Here is a 25,476-nt window from a genome sequence, read left to right on the forward strand (position 1 = left end):
AGGTGCTCTCCTTATTTCATCGCCCGTATCCGGGCGTTCATTCTTTCTCATCCTCGGAGGCAGAGTCGTTTTCCGCGGTATCCGCTCCGCTCTCCAGCTCTTCCGGCTCCGTATCTTCCTCCTCCGGGACCTCTTCCGGCCTCACAGTCAGAGCCTGCTCTTCCGGTTCCGGGATCTGGCCTTCATATCGTTCCGACCGATAGGCGCGTCCTCTGGCAAAGGGTCTGTCGTCCACCTTCCCGCTTTCCGCGTCGTCGCTCCGGGCAGGCAGCTTGCCCTGCTTCTTCTTCCCCTTGCTGGGGCTGGGGCCGCCCTTGTTTTCCGTTTTCCGCTGTGCGCCCAGCAGAGCCTGGCGCTGAGCCTCCAGAGCTTTAACCCGTTCCTCTTCGGCCCTTCTCACCGCATCCGCTTCTTCGAATTTCTTTTTAAAGTGCTTATTGAGGAAATATTCCTGGATGATGGTGAAAATGCTGTTGGAAATCCAGTAGATACCCAAGGACGCCGGCAGCACAAAGCCGATCCAGACGGAGACCAGAGGCATGGTATACATCATGCTCTTGCTGGTGCTGTTCATTTCCGTGTTGGTGGAGCTGGCCGCCATGGACAGCTTTGTGGAGACAAACGCCAGAAGGCCGGACACGATGGGGATCAGGAACAGTCCTATGGAATTCCACGTGAGGTTTCCGCTCAACACGAGGTTCCAGTTGGGAACCTGGGCCAGGTTCAGGCCAAGGAAAGAAAAGTCCAGCTTAAATATCTGCGGAACCACGGCCTTCACCGCGTCGTAGTGTTCGAACATTTTCTGGGCGAGAAGGATCTCCTTATAGGAGCCGGTCACGCTGGTGAGATCCACGCCCAGATTCGTCAGCGTATTGGTTATCGTGGTGATCTGGTCCTGAGTCAGATTCATGAAATTGGACAGAGGCATGCGGATAACGGTATAAAGGGCCAGCATGATGGGAAGGGGAAGCAGACCCCAGAGGCACCCGCCAAAGGGATGCACGTTTTCTTCCTTGTAGAGCTTCTGCACTTCCTCGGCATACCGCTGCTGGTCGTTTTTATATTTCTTTTCCAGTTCCTTGATCCTTGGGGCCAGGCGGGAGGAACCCATGGTGCTGCGCTTCATCTTGACGCTGGTGGGCAGCAGAATCAGCTTCACCACCAGGGAAAACAGGATTATCGAAAGACCGTAAGACATGGAAATGCTGTATAATCCCCTCAGCAGCAAGGAAAATGGAGCTATAATCGCTCCGGAAATGGCACCAAAAAAATCCATCGATAGTCCTCCTTATAAGGCATTCACGGGACGGGATCGTACCCGCCCTCGTGAAAGGGATGACATTTTAAAATCCTCCGCAGGGCAAGCCAGGATCCCTTCAACGCCCCGTATTTCGTGACGGCTTCCAGGGCGTAGGCGGAGCAGGTGGGAATAAAGCGGCAGGAAGGCGGGGTCGCAGGAGAAATCCGCTTCCGGTAAAATACGATCAAGGCAATGAGTATCTTTTTCATAGGTTTCCTCATGAAGCGCAAAGCTGCCGGGTTACCGAAGAAGCTTCAGCTTCCCGCACAGAGAAAGAAAACTCTCTTCCAGCTCGCGGTAAGGGGCATATTCCGCTCTGACGCGGGCCACAACCACGATATCGAAGCCTGTCCGAAGCAAGTGCTCGTTCAAACGGTAAATTTCCTTCAGGCGGCGCCGGACCCTGTTGCGCTTGACCGCATTGCCTATTTTCCCGCCCACCGTGATTCCAATCCGGTCGACCTCGGTACGGTTCGGCCTGCAGTAAACCGCCATGCAGGGTGAGACCGCCTGCTTCCCTCTGGAATACAGCCGTTTAAACTCATAGTTTTTTTTCAGCGGCTTTGAATAACGCAAGGAAAGAACTCCTTTTCACATAAGATGGAACCGCTCCCGCCCTTTTCTCCCGGCAAACGGTCCCGCCGCGGCGGCCGGGCCGGAAAGCGCGGCTCCCGCCTATGCAAAACAACGCCTATCGCTTCGCAGGGGCGGTAGGATTAACCATCCATCCGCCCCTTCTCTCCATGCTTCTCCCGGCAGCAGGCCGCCATATCCCCGGGTCAATATGTCAGTTTGGCGCGGCCCTTCGCGCGGCGGCGGGCAAGCACCTTGCGGCCGTTGCGCGTTTTCATTCTCTTCCGGAATCCGTGTTCCTTGAGACGCTGGCGTTTTTTGGGCTGATATGTGCGAAGCATACGTAACACCTCCTGAAGCGTATTTCAAACAGGCAGGCGTGTTGGCCCGCTCTTTGTTTCTGCTCCGGTTTGTATGGCAATATGCCATAATGCAACAAATATTATACCTTACCGTTATAAATTGTGTCAACAGAAAATTCCGAACCGTTTTTCCCGCCCCTGCGGCCGCCCGCAGACCGTATTCTGATTCAAAAAAGAGAATATTTCAAACAACTTTTCTCTTCCCTTCCCCGGTATCCTGTGTGCGCGAAGTATCCCGAAAGCGGGGAAAACGGCAAAAATATTTGCTTTGAAAGGGCCGAACTGGTATAATGAATGGGGGAAAACCGGGCGTCGGCGCAGTCTTCCCTTCCCGGCACCGTGTCTTCGCTTTTTTCGGGGATACACTCCCCTTTTCCTTTTTCCGCCTTCATCCTTGAAACAAAGGAGCTTTTTTATATGATCAAGTCCCCTGCCGATATTTGGGCAAAGGTGCTGGACAATCTAAAAAAGGAAATGACACCCACAACCATCGCCACCTGGTTTGACGATTCCACCGCCGTCGAGATGACGGACTCCCTTTTTGTGATTCACACGCCCTCAAATTTTAAAAAGGACATCATCTCCCGCCGGTACATACCCGCCGTCCAGGCGGCGCTCCGCGATATCTTTTCGGGAGATTTCGACGTCGTCGTGCTGGGGGAGGGCGAGCTGGAGTCTTATATCAAGAAGGACGCGCGGTCCGTATCCACGCTGGAAAACGAGGAGTTCACCTTCGAGCGGTTCGTGGTGGGTAATTCCAACAAATTTGCCCACGCGGCGGCCAAAGCCGTGGCGGAGGCGCCGGCGCAGTCCTACAATCCCCTTTTCATTTACGGCGACTCCGGTCTTGGAAAAACCCATCTTATCTACGCCATATCCCACGAGATCCGGAAAAACTATCCGGAGATGCGCATCGTGTATATCAAGGGAGACGAATTCACCAACGAGCTGGTTGCGGCCATCCGGGAAGGCAAAAACCTGGAATTCCGGGACAAGTACCGGCTGGCGGACCTCTTTCTGGTGGACGACATCCAGTTTATCGCGGGGAAGGTGCAGACGCAGGAAGAATTTTTTCACACCTTCAATACCCTGTACGAGGCAAAAAAACAGATCGTACTGACTTCCGATCGGCCGCCCAAGGAGATGACCCGGCTGGAGGACCGGCTGAAGACCCGTTTCGAATGGGGCCTTTTGGCGGATATCCAGCCGCCGGACTACGAAACCCGCCTGGCCATCATCAAAAACAAGGCCAGCCAGCTTCACCTGGAGCTGTCCGAAGCCGTGGTGGAATACATCGCCGAGAATATTTCCTCAAACGTCCGGCAGATCGAGGGAACGGTCAAAAAAATCCTGGCTTTCCGGGACCTTCTGGACGACAACATCACGGTGAACACCGTTTCCAGGGCGGTAAGGGACATGCTCAAGGAGCAGGCGGATTTTGTCCCCTCCCCCTCCGTCATCATCGACGAGATCTGCAAGTATTACCTTATCGAAGAATACGAGCTCCGGGGCCAGCAGCGCACCAAAGACACCGCCAGCGCCCGCCAGATTGCTATGTACCTCATCCGCCGGATGACGAACCTGTCCCTTTCCGACATTGGAAAAGAGTTTGAAAACCGCGATCATACCACGGTGATGCATTCCATCTCAAGAATCGAGAACCTTCTCAAAACCAATCCGAAATTTGCCGAAACCGTAAAGGACATCACGGCGAACATCAACGCTAGAAGCCAAAAATAGACCCTTTTTCCACAAAGTCTGTGGAAATACCCGGAACAATCGGTGGATTTCTTTTTTATTCTTTCTTTTCTGTGGAAAAGCGCAGAAATTTCCACAAAGCATGTGAAAACGGGAGCCTTTGCGCGGCAATATAAAGCAGGCTTTTCCACAATTTTCTTTTCTAACGCTTCTTTAACTGAACTATTATTATATTCTCTTTCTTTTTATTTTATGATTCTTTTTTCAGAATTTTTATCCGGAGGGTTGAGCCATGAAATTTTCCTGTGAAAAAGTCCTCTTGCAGAACGCCGTTTCCGTTGCCTCCCGCACCGTTTCCCCAAAAAGCTCCATACCCGCGCTGGAGGGAATCCTCCTGGAAGCGGAGAGTTCTCTTCTTCTTACAGGATACAACATGCAGACGGGAATCCGCACCACCGTGGAGGCAAACATCGAAAAAGCGGGAAGAATCGTTCTGAACTCCAGGCTTTTCGGGGAAATCGTGAGAAAGCTGCCGGATGATATCGTATTCTTCTCCTCCAACGACAAATGCATGGTCACCATCCGCTGCGGCATCAGCGAGTTCAATATTTTGGGGACCGACGCGGAGGAGTATCCCGAACTTCCCTCGGTGGAACAGCAGAACGGGTTTTCCCTGACCCAGCAGGCGCTCCGGTCTATGATCGGGGAGACTCTCTTTGCCGTGAGCGACAACGAGAGCCGGCCGATCCATACGGGTTCTCTCTTTGAACTGGACGATACGGGTCTCACCGTGGTCTCCGTGGACGGGTTCCGCCTGGCACTCCGGCAAGAGCCCATCGAACACAGCGAGGGGTCTGGTTTTTCCTTTGTCGTTCCGGGGAACGCGCTGTCGGAAGTGGAGAAGATTGCTTCAGACGAGGAAAAAATGGCTACAATAACGGTGGGAGGCAGACACGTCCTGTTTCAGATGGGAGACACTCTTCTGATCTCCCGCAGGCTGGAAGGGGACTTCCTGGATTATAAAAAGGCGGTTCCCAGGACCAACAAAATTAAAATAACGGCAAACACACAGCAGCTGGCGGATTCAATCGAACGGGTTTCCCTGATTATCAGCGACAAGCAGAAGAGCCCCGTGCGCTGCGTTCTGGAAAAAAACGTCCTGAAGGTATCCTCCAGCACCGCCCTGGGCACGGCCTACGACGAGTGTCCCGTGGAGGGAGACGGGGGCGGACTTGAAATCGGCTTCAATAACAAATATCTGCTGGACGCTCTGAAAAAAGCACCCGCCGATTCGGTCCATATGGAATTCAACACCAGCGTGTCCCCCTGCATCCTGCTTCCCGCGGAAGGAGAGAAGAAATTTCTCTACATGGTGCTGCCAGTGAGGTTAAAAGCCAATGAAGGTCAGTGAAACGCAGGTTTCCATCACAACCGAATACATCAAGCTGGAGGCGCTTTTAAAACACGCCGGCATTTCGGAAACCGGCGGGCAGGCAAAAACCATGATCCAGGGCGGAGAAGTCCAGGTAAACGGAGAGGTGTGCCTGCAGCGGGGCAAAAAAATACGCCCAGGTGACAGCATCATGGTCGCCGGCAGAAAATATGTCGTCCGATGATGTATTTAAAAAGCCTGAAACTGGAGCATTTCCGAAATTACCGGGAATGCGGGGTTTCGTTCTGCCCCGGAATCAATGTCGTCTACGGAGACAACGCCCAGGGAAAGACGAATCTGCTGGAAGCCATTTTCTATCTATCCAACGCCAAATCCTTTCGGACCCACAGCGATCGGGAGCTGATCCAATTTGGTCAGGAGGATGCGGGAATCGCTACGGAGCTTTTTCTGGGCGACAGGGAATACAACATTTCCGTTCGTCTTTCCTCCGCGGCACGGCGCAGGCTCTGCGTCAACGGGATACCCCGGCGTACCGCGGCGGAGTTTGCCGGAACCTTCCGGACGGTACTGTTTTCCCCGGAGGACCTGTACCTGGTCAAGGAAGGGGCGGCGGTGCGCCGAAAATTCATGGACTTTTTTCTTTGCCAGATCCGGCCCCGGTATGCCAGGGCCCTTGCCGAGTATACGAGGCTGTACGAGCACAAGATCCGCATTCTGAAGGACTGCGGGGAAAAGCCCTCTCTCCTGAGCACGCTGGAGGATTTCAATCTGCGCCTGGCCCAGGCCGGGGCGGTGCTGATTCATTACAGAGCTTTGTTTTCCTCGCTGCTTTCCCAAACGGCGGCGGGGATCCACAGCGATTTTTCCGGCGGGACAGAGGTTCTCTCCATCCGGTATAAGACTGTTAAAACGGTACCGGATCCCGCGGCGCAGCCGAAAGAGATCCTTCCCTTTCTGCTGGAGCATCAGAAGGGACTGTACCGAGCGGAAATCGAAACACGCTCCTGTCTTTCCGGCCCCCACAAGGACGATCTGGAAATTGACATCAACGGAAAGCCCGCAAAGAGCTTCGCTTCCCAGGGGCAGACGCGGACAGCCGCCCTGTCCATGAAGCTGGCGGAGCGCGAGCTTCATTGCGGCGATGGGGGGGAATACCCCGTGCTGCTGCTGGACGACGTTCTGAGCGAATTAGATCCCCGGCGGCAGGAGTTCGTGCTCAACCGGATCACCGGAGGGCAGGTGTTCGTCACCTGCTGCGAGGACGAACGGCTGGGAAGACTTCTTGACGGAGCCGTTTATCACGTTGAAACGGGGACCGTGAAATAATTTACAGAAACGGAGAGAAAACCGTGTATCTGCATTTAGGACAAAACCGGGTTGTTCCCATGAAAAGCGTAATCGGGCTTTTCGATCTGGACAACACCTCCTGTTCACACATCACAAGAAAGTTTTTAGAACGGGCGGAAAAGGAAAAGAAGACGGTGAACGTCAGCGAGGAGCTGCCGAAATCCTTTGCGGTCTGCGAGGAAAAAGGGACGGTCCGGGTGTATATCTCGCAGCTTTCTACCGCCACCCTTCTGAAGCGGACAGAGGCAATCAACCGGGTCCGGGACGACTGAATATATAACCAAATGCGTTTACCGCGCCCGTATTCCGCCGGAGGGGGACAGATCACCCGGCCGCGGCGGAAAAGGCGGGTATCCAGCAAGGCACGCGCTTAATAAGGAGGCAGACTGAAGCATGTCAGAGAACATAGAACACAGGGGCGCGCAGGAGTACGACGCGTCACAGATACAGGTGCTGGAAGGCTTGGAGGCGGTGAGAAAGCGCCCGGGCATGTATATCGGCACCACCTCTTCCCGGGGGCTTCACCATCTGGTTTACGAGATCGTGGACAACGCCATCGACGAGGCCCTGGCCGGATACTGCAATGAGATCACCGTGACCATTCACGAGGGAGACAGCATCACCGTGACCGACAATGGCCGCGGCGTTCCGGTGGGAATGCACGTTACGGGAAAGCCGGCCGTGGAGGTGGTGTACACCATCCTGCACGCGGGCGGCAAATTCGGCGGCAGCGGGTATAAGGTGTCCGGCGGACTCCACGGAGTGGGGGCATCGGTGGTGAACGCGCTGTCGGAATGGCTGGAAGTGGAGGTCTGCAACGGGGAACACATCTATCACATCGGCTTTTCCCGGGGCGAGGTGGTGACGCCGCTGCACATCATCGGAGATACGGACAAAACGGGGACGAAGGTGACGTTCCAGCCGGATCCCAAGATCTTCGAGGAGCTGGTGTTCGACTACGACATCCTGAAAAACCGGATGCGGGAGCAGGCGTTTCTCAACGCGGGCCTGAAGATCCGGACCTGTGACGAGAGGGCCGGCCGGGAGCGGCAGGACGAGATGCACTACGAGGGGGGGATCCGTTCCTTTGTGGAGCATATCAACCGGAACAAGACCCCGGTCCACGAGAACGTCATCTACCTCTGCGGCGAGCGGGGGGACTCCATGGCGGAAATCGCCCTGCAGTACAACGACACCTACAACGAAATCATCCTTTCCTTCGCCAACAACATCAACACCACGGAAGGCGGCATGCACGAGACCGGCTTTAAGGCGGCTCTCACCCGGGTGATGAACGATTACGGGAAAAAGGCCAATCTCCTCAAGGGGGAGGAAAAGCTCTCCGGGGAGGATGTGCGGGAGGGCCTCACCGCGGTGATCAGCGTCCGGCTCACGGAGGCGCAGTTCGAGGGGCAGACCAAGACCAAGCTGGGAAATTCCGAGATGCGCACTCTGGTGGACAACATCGTTTCCACGAAGCTCGCCGACTATCTGGAGGAAAACCCCGCGGTGGGCCGCGCGATCCTGGAAAAGGCATTGACCGCTTCCCGTGCCAGGGAAGCGGCGCGGAACGCCCGGGAGAAGGTCCGCCGGAAAAACGTCCTGGAGGGCTCCACCCTGCCCGGAAAGCTGGCCGACTGCAACGAGCGGGACCCGTCCCTCACGGAGCTTTACATCGTGGAGGGAGACTCCGCCGGCGGCTCCGCCAAGGGCGGACGGGACAGCCGTTTCCAGGCGATCCTGCCCCTTTGGGGCAAGATGCTCAACGTGGAAAAGGCGCGGGCGGACAAGGTATACGGAAACGACAAGCTGACCCCCATCATCACCGCGCTGGGAGCGGGGTTGGGGGAGGAGTTCGATGTAAAGAAGCTGCGCTACCATAAAATCATCATCATGGCGGACGCCGACGTGGACGGCTCCCATATCCGGACGCTGCTGCTCACCTTTTTCTTCCGGTTCATGCGGCCCGTCATCGAAGAGGGCTATGTCTATATCGCCCAGCCGCCCCTTTACAAGCTGACCCGGGGAAAGGTGACCCGGTACGCATACAGCGACCCGGAAAGGGACAAAGTTTCCGCAGAAATGCGGGGCAGCGACCTCAACGCGAAGGTTGAAATCGGGCGGAACAAGGGCCTTGGCGAGATGGATCCCCACGAGCTCTGGGCGACCACCATGAATCCGGAAAACCGGATTCTTCTGCGGGTGGAGCTATCGGACGCCGTGGCCGCGGACGAGATATTCACTATACTGATGGGCGAAAAGGTGGAGCCGCGGAAGGAATTCATCGAGACCAACGCCAAGTATGTGGTAAACCTGGATATATAATTCGCCTTTGGCGGATATCGAGGGCGGGCCGGAAGGCATTCCGCTTCGCCCTAACGAATCAGAAGGTGGTTAACCCATGAGTCAGAATCCTAAGAATCCGGATATTTCTTATAAAGACCAGACCGTCGTCCAGGTGGATCTGGAGAAAGAAATGAAAAAATCCTATATCGACTACGCCATGTCGGTCATCGTGGGCCGGGCCCTGCCGGACGTGCGGGACGGGCTGAAGCCCGTACACCGCCGGATCCTCTACACCATGTACGAGGACGGGCTCACTTCCGACAAGGGCTTCCGCAAATCCGCCACCACGGTGGGCGCCGTGCTGGGCAGCTACCACCCCCACGGGGACGCGTCGGTCTACGACGCCCTGGTACGCCTTGCCCAGGACTTTTCCCTGCGGTATCCCCTGGTGGAGGGCCACGGCAACTTCGGTTCCATCGACGGGGATCCTCCCGCGGCCTACCGGTATACCGAGGCCCGGATGGCAAAGATCGCAAATGAGATGCTCCGGGACATCGAAAAGGAGACCATCGACTACATTCCCAACTTTGACGAGCGGAAGCGAGAGCCCGTGGTACTGCCTTCCCGGTTCCCCAATCTGCTGGTGAACGGCTCGGCGGGCATCGCCGTGGGCATGACCACCAACATCCCGCCCCACAACCTGGGAGAGGTGATCGACGCCACCGTCTGCGTCCTGGAAAACCCCGAGGCGGACCTGGAAGATTTGATGGAGCACATCAAGGGGCCGGATTTTCCCACGAAGGGCATCATCATGGGCCGCTCCGGCATTCGGGCGGCTTACGCCACGGGCAGGGGCAGGCTTTGTGTCCGGGCCCGGACGGAAATGGAAGAGTTCGGACAGAACCGGACCCGGATCATCGTAACCGAGCTTCCTTATCAGGTGAACAAGGCGCGGCTCATCGAGACCATCGCCGAGCACGTGAAGGAAAAGCGGCTGGACGGCATTTCGGGACTCCGGGATGAATCCGACCGGGACGGCATGCGGATCGTTATCGAGCTCAAGCGGGAGGCAAATCCCCAGGTGGTGCTCAACCGGCTGTTCGCATCCACCCAGATGCAGTCCACCTTCGCGGTGGTGCTGCTGGCTCTGGTAAACAACCAGACGCAGCCGAAGGTTCTGACCCTGCGGCAGATTCTGGACGAATATATCGCTTTCCAGGAGGAGGTCATCGTCCGGCGCACCCGGTTCGATCTCCGGAAAGCCCAGGAGCGGGCGCACCTGCTGGAAGGCCTCATGATCGCCGAGGAGAACATAGACGAGGTCATCCAGATTATCCGAACCAGCTACGACAACGCCAAGGAACGCCTCATGGAGCGGTTTTCCCTCTCGGAAATCCAGGCCCAGGCCATACTGGACCTGAAGCTGGGCCGCCTGCAGGGGCTGGAGCGGGAAAAGATCGAAGAGGAATACCGGGAATTGCAGAAGAAGATCGCCTATTACCAGGAGCTTCTCTCCTCGGAGCAGATGCTCAAGGGCGTCCTCAAAACCGAGCTTCTGGAGATCAAGGATAAATACGGCGACGAGCGCCGGACGGAAATCAGCGTGGTGGACGACGAGATCGACATCGAGGATCTTATCGAGGAAGAGGAGTGCGTGTACACCCTCACCAACGCCGGGTACATCAAGCGCATGCCCGCCAGCACCTACCGGGCGCAGCGCCGGGGCGGCCGGGGCATTACGGCCATGACCACCCGGGAGGAGGACTATGTGGAGACGCTGTTCATCGCCTCCACCCACGACCACATCCTGTTCTTCACCAACACGGGAAAGGTGCACCGGAAGAAGGGGTACCAGATTCCGGAAGCGGGCCGGACGGCCAAGGGGACCAACATCATCAATATCCTGCCCATAGAGCAGAACGAAAAGGTCACGGCCATGATCCACGTGCGGGAGTTCTCCGAGGACATCTTCCTCGTGATGGTCACCCGGTTCGGCACCGTCAAGCGGCTCGAGCTCAACCAGCTGAACACCGCACGGCGCGCCGGGATAAGGGCTATCACCCTGGAGGAGGGGGATGAGCTCATTTCGGTGCGGCAGACGGACGGATGCCAGAACATCATCATCGGGACCCACGAGGGCATGGCCATCTGTTTCAAGGAGACCGACGTGCGCACCATGGGGAGAGATGCCTACGGCGTGCGGGGCATCCGGCTGCGCGAGGAGGACTTTGTCGTGGGCGCGGCCCGCACCTGCGAAGGCGGAACCCTCCTCACCGTCACGGAAAACGGCTACGGCAAGCGCACACCTCTGGAGGAATACCTGCGCAGCGGCGGCGAGGAGGAAGAAAACAGCGAAACGGAGCCGGACCGCCAGCCCCAGAAGCGCGGCGGCATGGGCCTGAAAAATTACAACATCACGGATAAAACCGGCAAAGTGGCGGCCATCAAGGTCGTGCGGGACGAGGACGACGTCATGATCATCTCGGACGACGGCACCATCATCCGGATGGCGGCTTCCGACATCAACGTGTACGGCCGGGCTACCCAGGGGGTCATCCTCATGCGGCTGCAGGAAGGCGTGCGCGTCATCTCTCTGGCCAGGACGGAGCGGGAGGAAGAGTGCGACTCCTGCTGTCAGGAGGATACCGGAGAACCGGAAGATCCTTCCGCGGAGGGCGGAGAGGACAGACCGCAGGCGTAAGCCGGAGCGCCGCGAGGCGCGGGAAGAAAGGCAAGATGAGGAAAGAGGTAAAAATCTACACCGACGGAGCCTGCTCGGGGAACCCGGGACCGGGAGGCTGGGGGGCAATCCTCCGCTATAACAGCGTGGAAAAGGAGCTGTCCGGCGGCGAAGCCCGCACCACCAACAACCGCATGGAGCTTAGGGGGATCCTCGCCGCCCTGGAGGCTTTGAAAGAGCCCTGCGATGTGGAGCTGTTTTCCGATTCTCAATATGTGGTGAAGGCGATGTGCGAGGGCTGGGCCAGACGCTGGAAGGCAAATGGCTGGATGCGGAACAAAAAGGATCCCGCCCTCAACGCGGATCTCTGGGAAAGCCTGCTTGATTTATGCCAGATCCACCGCGTGACCTTCCGCTGGGTCAAGGGGCACGCGGAAAATCCCTACAACAACCGCTGTGATGCCCTGGCGGTGGCAGAAAGCAAAAAGTTTACGGGGACACTATAATTAAAAAAGGCAGCGCCGCTTCCCAAAAGGGAAGCGGCGCTGCAAACTTTTATATTGAGTAAAGAAATGTCCGAAAGCGCGGTTCGCTTTGGCACAAGGAGCGTCAGCGGACCATGCAGTACTGCCTGAGCCGCTTTTCCTGCTGAAGGACGTTCACGAGCCGGAAGCCGTAATGCTGGTACATGCCCACGTTTTTCGTATTGTGGGTTTCCAGGGAAAGAGACAGACCCTGAGAATCGGCATACTGAAGAACGCTTTTCATCAGCCGGCTGGACACACCCTGCCCGCGGGCGGAGGGACGGACGGCAAAATAGACGATGTGCATCCGTCGCTGGTTTCCCAGCTCGTCAGTCCAGGCGGAATCCCAGAAGGGTTTCCCCCGGAAAAAACGGAGGAGGGTTTTCAGGGAAAAATCCTCCCGGATCAGCACCAGGGCGATTTTCAGAATGTAAAACGCCTCGCAGACATAGTAGCGCACCGGGTCGTATTCCTCGGTTTCGTCGGAAACGATGATGATTCCATTCAGCGCGGGACCGTCCGCATATACCTCACAGGTTTCAAAAAGCTCATCCAGATCGCAGCTGAAAATTTCCGGCAGCAGTTTATTTCGTATCTTGCTCTGCGGGATCAGTTGACAATACAGAGGATCTTTGCTGAAGCACTCCGTCAGAAGAGTCACCAGCTTATCCTCATCCGCCTTTTGCACACGATATAAGTCCGGGTCTTTCAAAATTTCACTCACCTTTATATTTGTTGGGGCCGGTAAGGCGAGTATTGCTAGGTCATACTCCCACTCCTACTTTCGTCTCTGCCGGAGGGAAGCCGTTTTCTGGATGATTTCATTATACATGCTAAAATTTAACAAAGCAAAGCGGCCCAAACCTCCGGTTTGCACATAAACCGCGCCAAAACTGCACGCGGCGGATCCGGCCTGAAAAAGTATGAGGATATCTCTTTATTTCTCTTTCATTCTCTCGTATTCTCGCCGGTTTACATTTTCGGGCTCTCCGAAGCAGGCGGAGGGAGGGGGGGACAAGTTTACAAAATATTCATATTGACTTCATGATTTGGCCGTAAATGTTGGATATGATACAGACAGAGTTAAAGAAAGCGGTGATGCGTATCGAGGAAGTTCCGTTTTATTTTCTGAAAGCTCAGACAATACCCCTCCAAAAACTCAATACCTCATCAACACTTTACAGAACAACACAAACCTAGCAACGCGAAGATTCCGGCCAGCCGACAGGCGGGGATCTTCGCGTTTCATATAACGGATATCCCGGGAAAGAGCAGGCGGGATTCAAATTTTTTCGGGATATGCGGAACTTTCCGCGCGGCCGTTTCGTCTTTTCATTATTAGGGCAGGACAATACGGCGGGACGGTTTCTCTTCCGTGCGGTCCGAGCTGTATCAAATGTATTTAAAAACAGCGGATTCATCGGTTCCGCCGCGGCGCTGCGACCCTTGCATTTATTCATCAAGGGGGAAGGACATCTTGAGGAAAAACCTGATTTGGCCGGCGGCGGCAATTCTCGGCCTTCTGGTATCCTGCGCCGGTATTTCTCCAACACCGGGCGCGTCGGGGAGCGCGAACGTCCCGGACGAAACCGGCGTTCTGGTTATTATCGAGAGTCTGGATTCTTCAAAAAGCGAAATATCCTTCGACAGGCTGGAATGGATCTCCGCAACGGACACGGAACGGATCCGCGAGCTGGGCCTGGACCCGGAAGCCGATTTCCCCAACGACTATTACATATATAACGAGACGGAGGAAGTCGAAACACTCCCCCTTTCCAAGGACGCGAAGCTGTCCGTCCTGGATCCGGAAAATCCCGCGAGCACAAAGGAGATCAGCGCCGAGGCGCTGTCCAAAAACCTGGGGAGCTATCCGGGACTCTACCGAATTACCGTTGAAAGCGGCGCGGTGACAAAGGTGGAGGCGCAGTACGTACCCTGACACGGGAGAGCCGTCCAACTTTTTTAAATTCGAGATTTATAAACTATCCGGCGCCTTTCGGCGCCGGATAGTTTTGTTTTTCTTACGCAGGATAGTATCGCAGACTAAAAACGGGAAACGGGCATACGATCTTATGGCGAGCATCAGACGACACGGAGCGGTTTTTTATAGATCTCCGTGTAGACCAACCGGCCTCCGATCCGCTCCGATTTCATCAGGCTGAATCCCGATACCGGCATGGAAAGCTGCGGAACCTTTTGGGAAAAGGCTTTTTCGTCAAAGCTTTCCCCGGGTACTGCCTCCCGGGCAAGGGTCAGGTGCGGGCTGAACCGCCGGTCCTCCAGAGTAAAACCCTCCCGCCTCAGAGCGGCTGACAGATCGGCGTGGAGAACGGACAGAGCCGGGTTTTCCCCTATGCCCATCCAATAAATGTCCCCGCCGCCTCTGTGAAATTTCCCCAGCCTGTCCAGCTTCAGCGGAAAGGCGTCTGCCTCCGTCCGGTCCATGACCCGCTCTATGGAGTCCGCCCGGTCTGTTTCCCCCAGAAACACCAGCGTCAGGTGCAGGTTTTCCCTGCGAGTGAAGTTTGCCCGGCGCATCCGGGGGCGCATGTCTTCCATGATCCTGCACAACTCGTTCTTAATCCGCTCCTCCAGCAGGATCGCGATAAAAAGACGCATTTCCGGTCCCCCCTGCAGGTTGATATTGTCCATTTTCTTAACATTTTACTCTCCCGCAAACCGGAGAGCAAGAAGAAACGGCCGCCGCCCGGACGCGGTTCCGGGAATTTCCGCGGGCGGAAGGCTCATATGGAAAACTGCCGTCGGGTTACGTCTTACACGGGAATTTGGGACCCAGAAAAGAAAAACATGGAACAACTGCGATAAAACGATTGACAATAAAAGGGCGGGGGTGATATTTTGATAGCAAGGCGACCCTAAACGGGCGCCGAACATCCCCGCACATCCGGCGAGGCGCCGGCTACATTACGTGAACAGGGAATCCTGTCACAAAGATTGGAGCGGTTACCATGGCAAGAAACGACGAGAGCAGAAAGAGGCTCTTGTTCCTGGTTCAGTTTTCCATTCTCCTGGCCATTGAAGCCATCGTCTGCTTTACCCCGCTGGGCTCCATCCCGATCCCTCCCCTGGTGGCCACCCTGGGAATGGTTCCCGTCATCATCACGGCGATCCTGCTGGGGATAGGCCCCGGCGCGGCAATGGGCTTCTTCGCGGGACTTTTCAGTTTTATCGTATGGACATTCATGCCGCCCTCTCCCCTGGCGTTTGTTTTCACGCCCTTCTATTCCGTGGGGGCGGTTTCCGGAAACTTCTGGAGCCTCGTCATCTGCTTTGTGCCCCGCATTCTGGTGGGCGTGGTGGCCGGCGTAAGCTTCAAGCTGCTGAACCGGGCATCCAAGAACGGTCCTCTTGTCTATGGGCTCAGCGGCGTGCTGGGGAGCCTTACAAATACGTTTCTGGTTCTCGGCGGGATCGTTTTGTTCTTCGGGCAGGATTACGCGTCGGTTTTAGGAGTATCCATGGATATCCTGCTGGGCCTTATCAGCGGGACCATCCTCACCAACGGAATTCCAGAGGCGGTGGTGTCCGCCGTCGTGGCATACGCGGTCTGCCGGCCGCTGCGGAGGTATTCCAGAAACCCCGCCGTCCGATAACGGCCGGAAGCGTTTCTCAGAAAATGTACAAAACGCCCGTCCGGTATCCCCGGACGGGCGTTTTTGAGATAAACCTCCCAAAAACGGATAAACGGATTTATCAATCCCGGGATTTCTGATAAACTAATATCAGCAAGCCGAAAGGAATCCATCCGCGCGGGTAATACTATACTGAAACCGTCCGGCATATACCGGCAAATACCCGCGGCCATGCCGTTTTCGCTTCAAAACGCGCTAGTCCGGCAAAAACGGCGGGGCAGACGGGAAATTCATCAGGAAGGGAGCACACCATGAAGAAAAAGAACCAGTCGGAAGAAGCGGCTCTCCTGGAGGTCGAAAAGGTCACGGTACGGCATAAGGAAAGGCCGAGGGCGGCGGATGATTCCCTTTCCCCCGAGCTTCTCCGTAAAATGAACGCCTATTGGCGGGCCGCCAATTATCTTTCGGTGGGGCAGCTGTACCTGTACGACAATCCGCTTTTAAAACGGCCGCTGGAACAGGCCCACGTCAAACCGCTTACCGTAGGGCACTGGGGAACCACGCCGGGACAAAATTTCATCTATGTCCATTTGAACCGGGTCATCGGCAAGTTCGATCTGGACATGATCTATATCTCCGGGCCCGGGCACGGCGGGCCGGCGCTGGTAGCCAACACATATCTGGAAGGAACCTACAGCGAAGTTTATCCCAACGTCAGTCAGGACGAGGCGGGACTGAAGCGTCTGTTCAAGCAGTTCTCCTTCCCGGGGGGCATCTCCAGCCATGTGGCGCCCGAGGTCCCGGGTTCCATCCATGAGGGCGGGGAACTGGGCTATTCCCTGAGCCACGCCTTCGGCGCGGTCCTGGACAACCCGGACCTTATCGCCGCCTGCGTGGTGGGGGACGGAGAGGCGGAAACCGGGCCGCTGGCCACCGCGTGGCAGGGAAACAAGTTTTTAAATCCCGTGAGCGACGGGGCGGTCCTTCCCATCCTGCACCTCAACGGTTATAAAATCGCCAACCCCACGATCCTGGCCCGAATCAGCCACGAGGAGCTGGAGCAGTATTTTCTGGGCTGCGGCTGGAAGCCGTACTTTGTGGAGGGGGACGACCCGGAGAAGATGCACCGGAAGATGGCGGAAACGCTGGACAAAGCCATGGAGGACATTCTCCGGATTCACAAAAACGCCAGAGACAACGGTGATCCATCCCGCCCCCGCTGGCCCATGATCGTTTTCCGGTCCCCCAAGGGCTGGACCGGGCCTAAGGAACTGGACGGGGCGCCCATCGAGGGTTCCTTCCGCTCCCATCAGATCCCCATTCCCGTGGACTCTGCCCATCCCCAGAACGTGAAGCTGCTGGAGTCCTGGATGAAGAGCTACCATCCGGAGGAGCTTTTCGATGAGGACGGCCGGTTTCTCCCCGAGCTGGCGGCTCTCGCCCCCAGGGGAGAGCGGCGGATGGGCGCCAACCCCCACGCCAACGGCGGGGCTCTTCTCCGGGAGCTGCGCATGCCCGATTTCCGGGAGCACGCGGTGAAGGTCCCGGCCCCGGGCTCCGTAAAGGCCCGGGACACGCTGACTCTGGCGGGTTTTCTGCGGGAAGTGGTAAGGCTCAACATGCCCCAGAAGAATTTCCGTATTTTCAGCCCGGACGAGACCCTCTCCAACCAGCTGCGTCCCGTTTTCGAGGTGACCGACCGGCAGTGGAACGCGCTGACGGAGAAAAACGACGAGTATCTGAACCCCTACGGCCGCGTTATCGACTCCATGCTCAGCGAGCACATGTGCGAGGGATGGCTGGAGGGATATCTTCTCACCGGACGGCACGGCCTGTTCAACTGCTACGAGGCCTTTATCCGGATCATCGACTCCATGTTCAGCCAACACGCCAAATGGCTCAAGGTCACCTCCCAGCTCCCCTGGCGCCGGAGCATCGCCTCCCTCAACTATCTTCTCACCTCCCATGTCTGGCAACAGGATCACAACGGATTTACCCATCAGGATCCGGGATTCCTGGACCATGTGGCCAACAAAAAGGCCGGAGTGGTGCGGCTGTACCTGCCGCCGGACTCCAACTGCCTGCTGTCGGTCTTTGACCACTGCCTGAAAAGCCGGAACCTGGTAAACGTGGTGGTGGCCAGCAAGCACGAGAGGCCCCAGTGGCTGACCATGGAAGCTGCAATCAAGCACTGCACAGAGGGAATCGGCATCTGGGAATGGGCCAGCAACGACAAGGGCGCGGAGCCCGACGTGGTGATGGCCTGCTGCGGCGAGACCCCCACCCTGGAAACCCTGGCCACCGTCATGATTCTCCGGGAGTATCTGCCGGACGTAAAGGTCCGGGTGGTGAACGTGGTGGACCTTATGAAGCTACAGCCCAAGTCGGAACACCCCCACGGGCTGAGCGATTCGGACTACGACTCTCTGTTTACCAGGGATAAGCCCATCATCTTCGCTTTCCACGGCTACGCCTCGCTGGTCCACGAGTTGACGTACCGGCGGGCCAACAAGAACATCCATGTGCGGGGCTACAAGGAGGAGGGCACCATCACCACCGCCTTCGACATGCGGGTGCAGAACGACCTGGACCGGTACCATCTGGCCCAGGATGTGGTGGACCGGCTGCCCTGGCTGGGAACCCGGGGAGACTATCTCAAGCAGATGGTCCGGGACAAGCTGGTGGAGCACAGGCAGTATATCACCACCCACGGGGAGGATATGCCGGAGGTCCGCAACTGGAGATGGGAGCCGGCGTAACCGGTTTTATCTTCCGGACTTGCCATAAAAACTTCGAAAAGCCCGCGGCGCCATATGACGCCGCGGGCTTTAAACGCGTAAGCATGGAATGAATAAAACGGGAACTCTGGCCGGCGCCCCCCTCAGGTTAAAATCCGGCGATGATCTCCGGGGTAAGGGCCTTGGCAAGATCCACGGCGAGACGGACGGCGGCTTCAAAATCGTAATAGGAGGTTATGCCGCAGCCGGAGTGAATATACCGCACGGGAACGCCGAGGACAATGGCGGGAATGCCGTCCAGCGAGGTGTGGATCACCGCGCCATTGTTCCCGCCTCCTTCCCGGACGGAGGACTGCACAGCGAGAGAGGGGTTTTCCGCTAAATCCAGGGCAAAGCGCTGGAAGCGGGGATTGCAGAGGATGGAACGATCCATAAAGCGCAGCATGGGCCCCTTCTTCAGGGCGGTCTGTATGGCGTAGGGTTCGGTGAAGGTGTCGTCCGCGGGGCAGCCCTCGAAGACGATTGCCGCCTGGGGTGCCACCTTCCGTACGGCCACCGTGCAGCCGCGCTCCCCCAGCTCCTCCTGGGAGGACATGACTCCCACAACGTCCACGGATAGAGGCTCGCCCCGGAGACGGCGCAGCGTCTCCAGCATGGCGGCGCAGCCGATGCGGCAGTCGAAGCTTTTTCCGATCATGGTATCGGCGGACGGATCATAGCTGAAGGCGGTGTCCGGCACGGCCGGCTCGCCGATGCGGATGGCGAAGACATCCCGGGCCTCGGCATCCGACACGGCGCCGACGTCGATTACCAGATCGCGCGCCGTGAGCACGGTACTGCGCTCGGCGCTCGTCATAAAGTGCGGAGGCTTTGAGGCAATCACGCCGCGAATCCATTCTCCCCGTGCGTTACGTACCCGTACGCCCGTTCCGGGAAGCGCGGCCTCGTTCCATTCGCCCAGGAGCAGGAAGCGCAGCGTTCCGTTGGGCTTTATGGAATGTATCATAAAGCCCACCTCGTCGCTGTGGGCGTCCAGCATGAGCACCGGTCTGCCGCCCCGGTTATACCGGGGCCGGATATAAAGATTACGGAGGCTGTCCTCGCTGATGTCTGCAAGATCCCGGGCGCAGTTTTTTGCGGCGTTCACCGCCTCGTCCTCAAATCCGGAAGGGCCACGGGCCTCGGATAAAGTGCGAATCATGGAAAGACATCTTTCGTCCACCGCTGTTTTCATTTTTCCGCCTCCGGCAGCATTATTTTTTCAATTACGGCAAAACCGGCGACACGGCCGGCCACGCAGAGAGAGACCATGACGGGAAATCCCGGAATCAGATCCGCCGCACTGCCGGCGCCTTCAAAATGCCGCTTCGGGTCTTAGAAACCCCGGTATTTCGGGCATCAGCGCCGCCCTTCCGAGAGGCATGCGTTTTCCGCGGCCTTCCGTACTGCAGCGCCGGATGCGGCCATGGCGCTGCGCTCCGGGCATTCCGCCGCCAGAGGTGGTGCGCCGGAAAAACGCGCGGCGAAGACCTCTTCTCAAAAACATATATCAGTATAATACCCGCCGAAAACAAAGTCAATTGCGGCATGCGCCCGGACGGTATCGGTGCTCTTTCCCGAGTTTTCCAGCTGCGGCGGCAAACGCGCAGCGGAGCGCAGGGACCGGCCCGGAGCGCCCTTTGCTCTTTCTCAAAGGCTTGAAAGAGAGGCCCTGCGGATAGCGAATTCCCGCAGGGCGCAGAGCTTCGGACTTGCGCGGGTTCCGGTTATGGGGCACGGCATAAAGCCGCGGAAGGTTTTGCCGCGGCGGAGGAATTTTTCAGACGGGCTGAAAAAAACGCCCTGAAAGACTTTACCTTTTCAGGGCGTTTTCTTGTTGTCCCGGTTTTCTCCGGACGTTTTTTTATCCTGTCCTCCGGGGGTTAAGGGTTCTGAAAAATCCACGCCGTACGATGCCTTGTTAAGATCCCCCAGAACGGACCAATCCGCGGGTTTTTCCGGACTGCCCTGACTTTCGGCGGGCGGCGGCCGCCGGGAGGGCTGAAAGCCGAATATTGTATTTGACAACTTACCGTCTTCCCCGGACCGGGAATTTTCTCCGGAGCGCTTTGTTTCGCGACTGCGGGCGTATCTCCGGTAAAAAAGAAAGCCGGGTATGGTGAGCAGGGCCATCCCTCCGAAAACAAAGGCGGCCAGTTTATAATCCCCGGCCATGATGGAGTTCCCGGTAAAAGTGGAACAGACGACGCAAGGGATTCTTGCCAGGGTGGAGAGAAGGATAAATCCGGGCATTTTAACGGAAGTAAGCCCCGCGATGTAGGTCAAAAAATCCTTGGGCGTGCCGGGAATGAGGTAGAGGATCAGACTGAAGGCTTCCCCGTGTTTGGCGTTGCGCAGGATTTTGAAATGAGAAAGCTGTTTTTCGGAAAAAATACCCTTGATCAGGGGCAGTCCGAACCGCCTTGCGAGGAAAAAAGAAATGAAGCTGCCTATCACAACTCCCGCCATGCACAGAGCAAGGCCGCCCATAGTGCCGTAGAGAAGACCCGAGACGATTTCCACCGGCTCTCCCGGAACGAAGGCGATCACCACCTGCCCGATCTGAATGAGGAGCAAAATCACCCAGCCCAAAGCGCCGAAGGAGTCCATCCATTGGCGGAACCGGGCCTGGCCGTCGGCCTGGAGTAAAAGAGCCATTTTCGGGAGAAAGTAGAGGCTGGCGGAAGCTAAAAGAAGGCCGAAGGCCGCCAGTATCAAAATTTTCGAGATTTTGCCCTTCAAGCTTTCCTCTCCCGCCCTTCCGCCGACAGCCGGCTCCTCCTAGTATGCCAAGAAACCGGGCGGCAATCGCCCGTCCGGAGGGATTTTCGTGTGCTACTTTCCGGCAATCTCCATAAATTTTATCAATATATGAAAATCATGGCCTTTTTCGTTTTCTCACGGCCCCTTTTCCGGTGGCATATACTGCGGTGATGAAACACCGCGAAAGACGCGTCCATAGTACGAAAGCCTTCGCGGCGCTGCTTTTTGAAAGGTAGGGGATTGCATGTGCGGAATAGCGGGAACCATTGATTTTTCGCCCGGGTACCGGGAGGAGACCGCCCGGGGTACCGCGGAGGAAATGATAAACCGGCTTCGCCGGAGGGGACCGGACCAGGAGGGCCGGTACCACGCCGAGCATGTCTCGCTGGCGCATACCCGGCTGTGCGTCGTGGATATTGAAATGGGCCGCCAGCCCATGACGGCGCGGGCCGGAGGGCATGATGTGACGCTGATCTACAACGGAGAGCTGTACAACACCGAGGATCTGCGCAGAGAGCTCATCGGCCTCGGTCATCGGTTCCGGGGACATTCGGACACGGAGGTCCTCCTGGCCTCCTACCTGGAATGGGGCGAGAGGTGCCCGGAAAAAATGAACGGCATTTTCGCCTTTTCCATCTGGGACGGCCGGAAGCAAACGCTCTTTTTCGCAAGGGACCGCATGGGGGTGAAGCCCTTTTTCTATGCCGCTTCGGGGGACCGGTTCGTCTTCGGGTCGGAACTCAAGGCGCTTCTGGCCCATCCCGACGTCCGGCCGCGGATCGACCTGCGCTCCGTGGCGGAGCTTATGCTGGTGGGGCCCGGGAGAACGCCGGGGTACGGTGTTTTCACGGACATCGACGAGCTTCGCCCGGGCTGCTGCGGCACCTTCTCCAGAGACGGGCTGAAGCTGAGAGCCTACTGGAAGCTGGAGGACCGGGAGCACCGGGAGGATTTTACCGAGACGGTGGAGCATGTGCGCTTTTTGGTGACGGACGCCATCCGCAGACAGCTGGTTTCGGACGTTCCCATCTGCACCTTTTTATCCGGCGGGCTGGACTCCAGCATCATATCCACCCTGGCGGCCCGGGAGCTCAAAGAGCGGGGAGAACGCCTTCGCACCTTTTCCGTGGACTACACCGACAACGCCCGCTATTTTAAGCCTACAGCGTTCCAGCCCAACAGCGACAGCGACTATATCGGCATCATGCAGGAATTCCTGGACTCGGAGCACCGGACGGTGATTCTCTCCCCGGAGGAGCTGGCGGACGCCCTTTTTCCCGCGGTGGACGCCCGGGACCTTCCCGGGATGGCGGACGTGGACTCCTCGCTGCTGCTTTTCTGCAAAGAGATCAAGCGTCACGCCACGGTGGCCCTCTCGGGAGAGTGCGCGGACGAGATCTTCGGGGGCTATCCCTGGTTCCGGGATGAAAAAATCCGGGTGCAGGAGGGGTTCCCATGGGCGCAGTCCACCCTGTTCCGGTTCGGATTTCTCCGGGAAGAGCTGCAGGAGCGGATGGACCCCCAAGGGTACGTGATGGATCTCTACAGCCGAACGGTGGAGTCCGCACCGAAGGACTTCGCTCCCACACCCCTGGAGAAGCGCATGCGGGAGATGGTGAAGCTCAACATGGACTGGTTCATGCAGACTTTGCTGGACCGGAAAGACAGGATGAGCATGTACAGCGGACTGGAAGTCCGGGTCCCCTTCTGCGACCACCGGATCGCGGAATACCTGTATTCCACCCCCTGGGAGTTCAAGAATTACCAGGGCCGGGAAAAGGGACTGCTGCGGACGGCCATGGAGGGGGTGCTTCCGGAGGTCATCCTCTGGCGTAAAAAGAGCCCCTATCCCAAGACCTGGCACACGGAGTACAGGCGCCTGGTGTCCGAACGGCTGCGAGAACGCATAGAGGACCCCTCCTCTCCCCTGCTGCAGCTGGTTCGGAAGGAAGAGCTGGAGCGGCTTTTACTGTCCGAGAGGCCCACGCCCTGGTACGGGCAGCTGATGACGACCCCCCAGACCATCGCGTATTTTCTGCAGCTGGAATACTGGATGCGGAAGTACCGGGTGGAAGTTCGGATCTGACAGGCGGCGGGACTCGGGCTCCGGCGGATAAAATGGCGGAGGGCACAGACTCCGCCGGGGCTTTCCGGGTCGGAGTACCTTTGCGGGCATTTCCGGACGGGACGGAGCGTTATCCCTTTTCCATGCAGATAAAATAAAAAGAGAAGTACGGGTTTTGCCAAAACACTTTATATCCTTTCGTTCTTGGGGCAAAATCCCCCTTTTCATATTGACTTGTCCCCACCGGAGCATGTAAAATAGGGGACATGTAAAGTGTGGACAGCACACGTAGGGAGGCTTACCAATGTCAGTGAAGTATATTTTCGTAACGGGCGGCGTTGTTTCCGGACTAGGCAAGGGAATCACGGCGGCGTCTCTGGGCCGGCTCCTGAAGGAGCGGGGATTTCGGGTAACCATCCAGAAATTCGACCCGTACCTCAACGTGGACCCGGGCACCATGAGCCCCTACCAGCACGGAGAGGTGTTCGTCACCGACGACGGCGCCGAAACCGACCTGGATCTCGGCCATTACGAGCGCTTCACCGACGAAAGCCTGACGGTCAACTCCTGCGTCACCTCCGGAAAGATATACTGGTCCGTTCTCAGCCGCGAAAGATGCGGCGATTTTCTTGGAGGCACGGTCCAGGTCATCCCTCATATCACAAACGAAATCAAGGAGCGGATCTATCGGGTCGGGAGCAAAAACACCGACATTGTCATCACCGAAATCGGCGGCACCGTGGGCGACATCGAGTCCCAGCCCTTCCTGGAGGCTATCCGTCAGGTGGCGGCGGAGGTGGGGCGGCAGGACGTCATGTATATCCACGTCTCCCTGGTGGTGAATATTCCCGGTTCCAACGAGCTCAAGAGCAAGCCCACTCAGCACTCGGCCAAGGAGCTGCTTTCCCTGGGAATCCAGCCGGACGTGATCGTATGCCGTTCCGACCTGGCCATCCCCAAGGACCTTCGGAATAAAATCTCGCTTTTCTGCAATATTCCCCCAGAAAACGTCATTCCGAACCTCACTGCGCCGACGCTGTACGAGGTTCCCCTCATGCTGGAAAAGGAAGGTCTCGCCAATGCCGTGTGCAAGCGGCTGGGGCTTGACTGCAGCGAGCCGGACCTCGCCGAATGGAGGGCCATGGTGAGCCGAATCCGGAATGAAAAGGGCTGCGTGACCATCGGCCTCGTGGGCAAGTACGTGGCGCTCCGGGATGCGTATCTCAGCGTGGCGGAGGCTCTGGGCCACGGCGGGATCGAAAACGACGTCCGGGTGGAAATTTCCTGGATCGATTCCGAGGAAGTCAGCGACGAAAACGCGGAGGAGTATCTCGGGAAATGCGACGGTATTCTGGTCCCCGGCGGTTTCGGAGACCGGGGGATCGAAGGGAAAATTTCCGCCGCCCGGTACGCCAGGGAGCACAAGATCCCGTTTTTCGGGATCTGCCTGGGGATGCAGATGGCCGTGGTGGAATTTGCCCGTCACGTGGCGGGGTTTTCAGACGCCCACTCCAGCGAGTTCAACGAACACACGCTCCATCCGGTGATCTACCTCATGCCGGAGCAGCGGGGCATTACGGAAAAGGGCGGTACCATGCGCCTTGGCAGCTACCCCTGCGATCTGGAAACCGACAGCCGGGCCTATGAGGCCTATCAGACGCCCCAGATCCAGGAGCGGCACCGGCACCGCTACGAGTTCAACAACGACTACAGGGAGCAGCTTACGGCGAAGGGACTGAAAATAGCGGGCCTTTCCCCCAGCAGGCACCTGGTGGAAATCGTGGAGCTTGCCGACCACCCCTGGTTTGTAGGGGTGCAGTTCCATCCGGAATTCAAGAGCCGGCCCAACCGGGCCCATCCCCTGTTCCGGGAATTCATCCGGGCGGCGAAGGAACACCGGGAAAGCTTATAAACAGACCAAATCCCCTGCCCCCACCGGGGGCAGGGGATTTGAGACCGTCGAAAAACTCCGTTTTCCGACGGAAGCGGGAGAAAGTTCGCGCCTTTGTGAAGGCGCGCAAAGTATGCCTTGCGGAAAGTGAATTCCCGCAAGGCATTGAGATTTCATCTTTTTTGAATTTCGGTCACGGGACGCAACGCGAAATCCAAAAAAGC

21 protein-coding genes are annotated in these 25,476 nt (G+C 57.4%); 13 read left to right on the forward strand and 8 right to left on the reverse strand.

Features of this window, described 5'->3' with window-relative positions; genetic code table 11:
• Positions 1-37: 37 nt before the first annotated feature.
• The 4 genes from B9A13_RS06420 to rpmH form a co-directional block, all read right to left on the reverse strand.
• Complete coding sequence (locus B9A13_RS06420) at positions 38-1,276, reverse strand: YidC/Oxa1 family membrane protein insertase (protein ID WP_084234287.1); 1,239 nt, start codon at positions 1,274-1,276, stop codon at positions 38-40.
• Between the two features lie 23 nt (positions 1,277-1,299).
• Positions 1,300-1,509, reverse strand: coding sequence for a membrane protein insertion efficiency factor YidD (yidD, locus tag B9A13_RS06425; RefSeq protein WP_207651220.1), 210 nt, complete (start codon positions 1,507-1,509; stop codon positions 1,300-1,302).
• Between the two features lie 31 nt (positions 1,510-1,540).
• Positions 1,541-1,876: a ribonuclease P protein component gene (gene rnpA, locus B9A13_RS06430; RefSeq protein ID WP_084234291.1), complete on the reverse strand. Its 336-nt coding sequence runs from the start codon at positions 1,874-1,876 to the stop codon at positions 1,541-1,543.
• A 203-nt stretch (positions 1,877-2,079) separates the two neighbouring features.
• The gene (gene rpmH, locus B9A13_RS06435) at positions 2,080-2,214 is read right to left on the reverse strand and encodes a 50S ribosomal protein L34 (protein WP_084234292.1); all 135 of its coding nucleotides are present in this window, start codon (positions 2,212-2,214) and stop codon (positions 2,080-2,082) included.
• Between the two features lie 438 nt (positions 2,215-2,652).
• On the opposite strand from rpmH, the gene dnaA reads away from it, so the two are divergent.
• The 8 genes from dnaA to rnhA all read left to right on the forward strand — a co-directional run bounded on the left by dnaA (position 2,653) and on the right by rnhA (position 12,145).
• Positions 2,653-3,975 (forward strand): chromosomal replication initiator protein DnaA, encoded by a 1,323-nt coding sequence (gene dnaA / locus B9A13_RS06445; RefSeq protein WP_084234296.1) that lies wholly within the window; start codon positions 2,653-2,655, stop codon positions 3,973-3,975.
• A 250-nt stretch (positions 3,976-4,225) separates the two neighbouring features.
• Positions 4,226-5,344 (forward strand): DNA polymerase III subunit beta, encoded by a 1,119-nt coding sequence (dnaN, locus tag B9A13_RS06455; protein WP_084234299.1) that lies wholly within the window; start codon positions 4,226-4,228, stop codon positions 5,342-5,344.
• On the forward strand, positions 5,331-5,549 hold the full coding sequence (locus B9A13_RS06460; protein WP_084234301.1) for an RNA-binding S4 domain-containing protein: 219 nt from the start codon (positions 5,331-5,333) through the stop codon (positions 5,547-5,549). The genes dnaN and B9A13_RS06460 overlap by 14 nt, the downstream gene beginning before the upstream one ends.
• Positions 5,546-6,652 carry a DNA replication/repair protein RecF gene (recF, locus tag B9A13_RS06465; protein WP_341456020.1) on the forward strand — a complete coding sequence of 369 codons (1,107 nt, stop codon included), beginning with the start codon at positions 5,546-5,548 and terminating at the stop codon, positions 6,650-6,652. Before B9A13_RS06460 ends, recF begins: the two co-directional genes overlap by 4 nt.
• 23 nt (positions 6,653-6,675) lie before the next feature.
• A complete protein-coding gene (remB, locus tag B9A13_RS06470; RefSeq protein ID WP_084234302.1) occupies positions 6,676-6,945 on the forward strand; it encodes an extracellular matrix regulator RemB in 270 nt (89 codons plus the stop codon).
• 121 nt (positions 6,946-7,066) lie between these two features.
• Positions 7,067-8,998 (forward strand): DNA topoisomerase (ATP-hydrolyzing) subunit B, encoded by a 1,932-nt coding sequence (gyrB, locus tag B9A13_RS06475; RefSeq protein WP_084234304.1) that lies wholly within the window; start codon positions 7,067-7,069, stop codon positions 8,996-8,998.
• A 76-nt stretch (positions 8,999-9,074) separates the two neighbouring features.
• Entirely contained in the window at positions 9,075-11,660 is a 2,586-nt protein-coding gene (gene gyrA, locus B9A13_RS06480; RefSeq protein ID WP_084234306.1) for a DNA gyrase subunit A, read from the forward strand.
• Between the two features lie 35 nt (positions 11,661-11,695).
• Positions 11,696-12,145 (forward strand): ribonuclease HI, encoded by a 450-nt coding sequence (gene rnhA, locus B9A13_RS06485; RefSeq protein WP_084234308.1) that lies wholly within the window; start codon positions 11,696-11,698, stop codon positions 12,143-12,145.
• Positions 12,146-12,248: 103 nt separating this feature from the next.
• Here the strand turns inward: rnhA and B9A13_RS06490 are convergent, their stop codons facing one another.
• Positions 12,249-12,851 carry a GNAT family N-acetyltransferase gene (locus tag B9A13_RS06490; RefSeq protein WP_242942803.1) on the reverse strand — a complete coding sequence of 201 codons (603 nt, stop codon included), beginning with the start codon at positions 12,849-12,851 and terminating at the stop codon, positions 12,249-12,251.
• A gap of 789 nt (positions 12,852-13,640) precedes the next feature.
• Here B9A13_RS06490 and B9A13_RS06495 point away from each other — a divergent pair.
• Positions 13,641-14,102, forward strand: a complete 462-nt coding sequence (locus B9A13_RS06495; protein ID WP_084234311.1) for a hypothetical protein — start codon at positions 13,641-13,643, stop codon at positions 14,100-14,102.
• Between the two features lie 143 nt (positions 14,103-14,245).
• On the opposite strand, the gene thpR is transcribed toward B9A13_RS06495, so the two are convergent.
• Positions 14,246-14,782: an RNA 2',3'-cyclic phosphodiesterase gene (gene thpR / locus B9A13_RS06500; RefSeq protein ID WP_159448042.1), complete on the reverse strand. Its 537-nt coding sequence runs from the start codon at positions 14,780-14,782 to the stop codon at positions 14,246-14,248.
• A gap of 350 nt (positions 14,783-15,132) precedes the next feature.
• On the opposite strand from thpR, the gene B9A13_RS06505 reads away from it, so the two are divergent.
• Entirely contained in the window at positions 15,133-15,777 is a 645-nt protein-coding gene (locus tag B9A13_RS06505) for an ECF transporter S component (RefSeq protein WP_084234314.1), read from the forward strand.
• 290 nt (positions 15,778-16,067) lie between these two features.
• Positions 16,068-18,515 (forward strand): phosphoketolase family protein, encoded by a 2,448-nt coding sequence (locus B9A13_RS06510; protein ID WP_084234315.1) that lies wholly within the window; start codon positions 16,068-16,070, stop codon positions 18,513-18,515.
• A 127-nt stretch (positions 18,516-18,642) separates the two neighbouring features.
• Here the strand turns inward: B9A13_RS06510 and B9A13_RS06515 are convergent, their stop codons facing one another.
• Both B9A13_RS06515 and B9A13_RS06525 read right to left on the reverse strand, forming a co-directional pair.
• Positions 18,643-19,728, reverse strand: a complete 1,086-nt coding sequence (locus B9A13_RS06515; RefSeq protein ID WP_084234317.1) for a M42 family metallopeptidase — start codon at positions 19,726-19,728, stop codon at positions 18,643-18,645.
• Between the two features lie 626 nt (positions 19,729-20,354).
• Complete coding sequence (locus tag B9A13_RS06525; protein WP_084234321.1) at positions 20,355-21,275, reverse strand: TVP38/TMEM64 family protein; 921 nt, start codon at positions 21,273-21,275, stop codon at positions 20,355-20,357.
• Positions 21,276-21,540: 265 nt separating this feature from the next.
• Here B9A13_RS06525 and asnB point away from each other — a divergent pair, with 265 nt between their 5' ends.
• Together asnB and B9A13_RS06535 are read left to right on the forward strand one after the other, a co-directional pair.
• Positions 21,541-23,382 carry an asparagine synthase (glutamine-hydrolyzing) gene (gene asnB / locus B9A13_RS06530; protein WP_084234322.1) on the forward strand — a complete coding sequence of 614 codons (1,842 nt, stop codon included), beginning with the start codon at positions 21,541-21,543 and terminating at the stop codon, positions 23,380-23,382.
• A gap of 283 nt (positions 23,383-23,665) precedes the next feature.
• Entirely contained in the window at positions 23,666-25,273 is a 1,608-nt protein-coding gene (locus tag B9A13_RS06535; RefSeq protein ID WP_084234323.1) for a CTP synthase, read from the forward strand.
• Positions 25,274-25,476: the final 203 nt, after the last annotated feature.

The sequence above is a fragment of the Papillibacter cinnamivorans DSM 12816 genome, assembly GCF_900176335.1.
GTDB classification, from domain to species: Bacteria; Bacillota; Clostridia; order Oscillospirales; family Oscillospiraceae; genus Papillibacter; species Papillibacter cinnamivorans.

Coding starts and splice junctions, on each gene's coding strand:
- B9A13_RS06420 (WP_084234287.1), bottom strand. CDS start 1,276: ATGGATTTTTTTGGTGCCATTTCCGGAGCGATTATAGCTCCATTTTCC.
- yidD (WP_207651220.1), bottom strand. CDS start 1,509: ATGAAAAAGATACTCATTGCCTTGATCGTATTTTACCGGAAGCGGATT.
- rpmH (WP_084234292.1), bottom strand. CDS start 2,214: ATGCTTCGCACATATCAGCCCAAAAAACGCCAGCGTCTCAAGGAACAC.
- dnaA (WP_084234296.1), top strand. CDS start 2,653: ATGATCAAGTCCCCTGCCGATATTTGGGCAAAGGTGCTGGACAATCTA.
- dnaN (WP_084234299.1), top strand. CDS start 4,226: ATGAAATTTTCCTGTGAAAAAGTCCTCTTGCAGAACGCCGTTTCCGTT.
- B9A13_RS06460 (WP_084234301.1), top strand. CDS start 5,331: ATGAAGGTCAGTGAAACGCAGGTTTCCATCACAACCGAATACATCAAG.
- recF (WP_341456020.1), top strand. CDS start 5,546: ATGATGTATTTAAAAAGCCTGAAACTGGAGCATTTCCGAAATTACCGG.
- gyrB (WP_084234304.1), top strand. CDS start 7,067: ATGTCAGAGAACATAGAACACAGGGGCGCGCAGGAGTACGACGCGTCA.
- gyrA (WP_084234306.1), top strand. CDS start 9,075: ATGAGTCAGAATCCTAAGAATCCGGATATTTCTTATAAAGACCAGACC.
- rnhA (WP_084234308.1), top strand. CDS start 11,696: ATGAGGAAAGAGGTAAAAATCTACACCGACGGAGCCTGCTCGGGGAAC.
- thpR (WP_159448042.1), bottom strand. CDS start 14,782: ATGCGTCTTTTTATCGCGATCCTGCTGGAGGAGCGGATTAAGAACGAG.
- B9A13_RS06505 (WP_084234314.1), top strand. CDS start 15,133: ATGGCAAGAAACGACGAGAGCAGAAAGAGGCTCTTGTTCCTGGTTCAG.
- B9A13_RS06510 (WP_084234315.1), top strand. CDS start 16,068: ATGAAGAAAAAGAACCAGTCGGAAGAAGCGGCTCTCCTGGAGGTCGAA.
- B9A13_RS06515 (WP_084234317.1), bottom strand. CDS start 19,728: ATGAAAACAGCGGTGGACGAAAGATGTCTTTCCATGATTCGCACTTTA.
- asnB (WP_084234322.1), top strand. CDS start 21,541: ATGTGCGGAATAGCGGGAACCATTGATTTTTCGCCCGGGTACCGGGAG.
- B9A13_RS06535 (WP_084234323.1), top strand. CDS start 23,666: ATGTCAGTGAAGTATATTTTCGTAACGGGCGGCGTTGTTTCCGGACTA.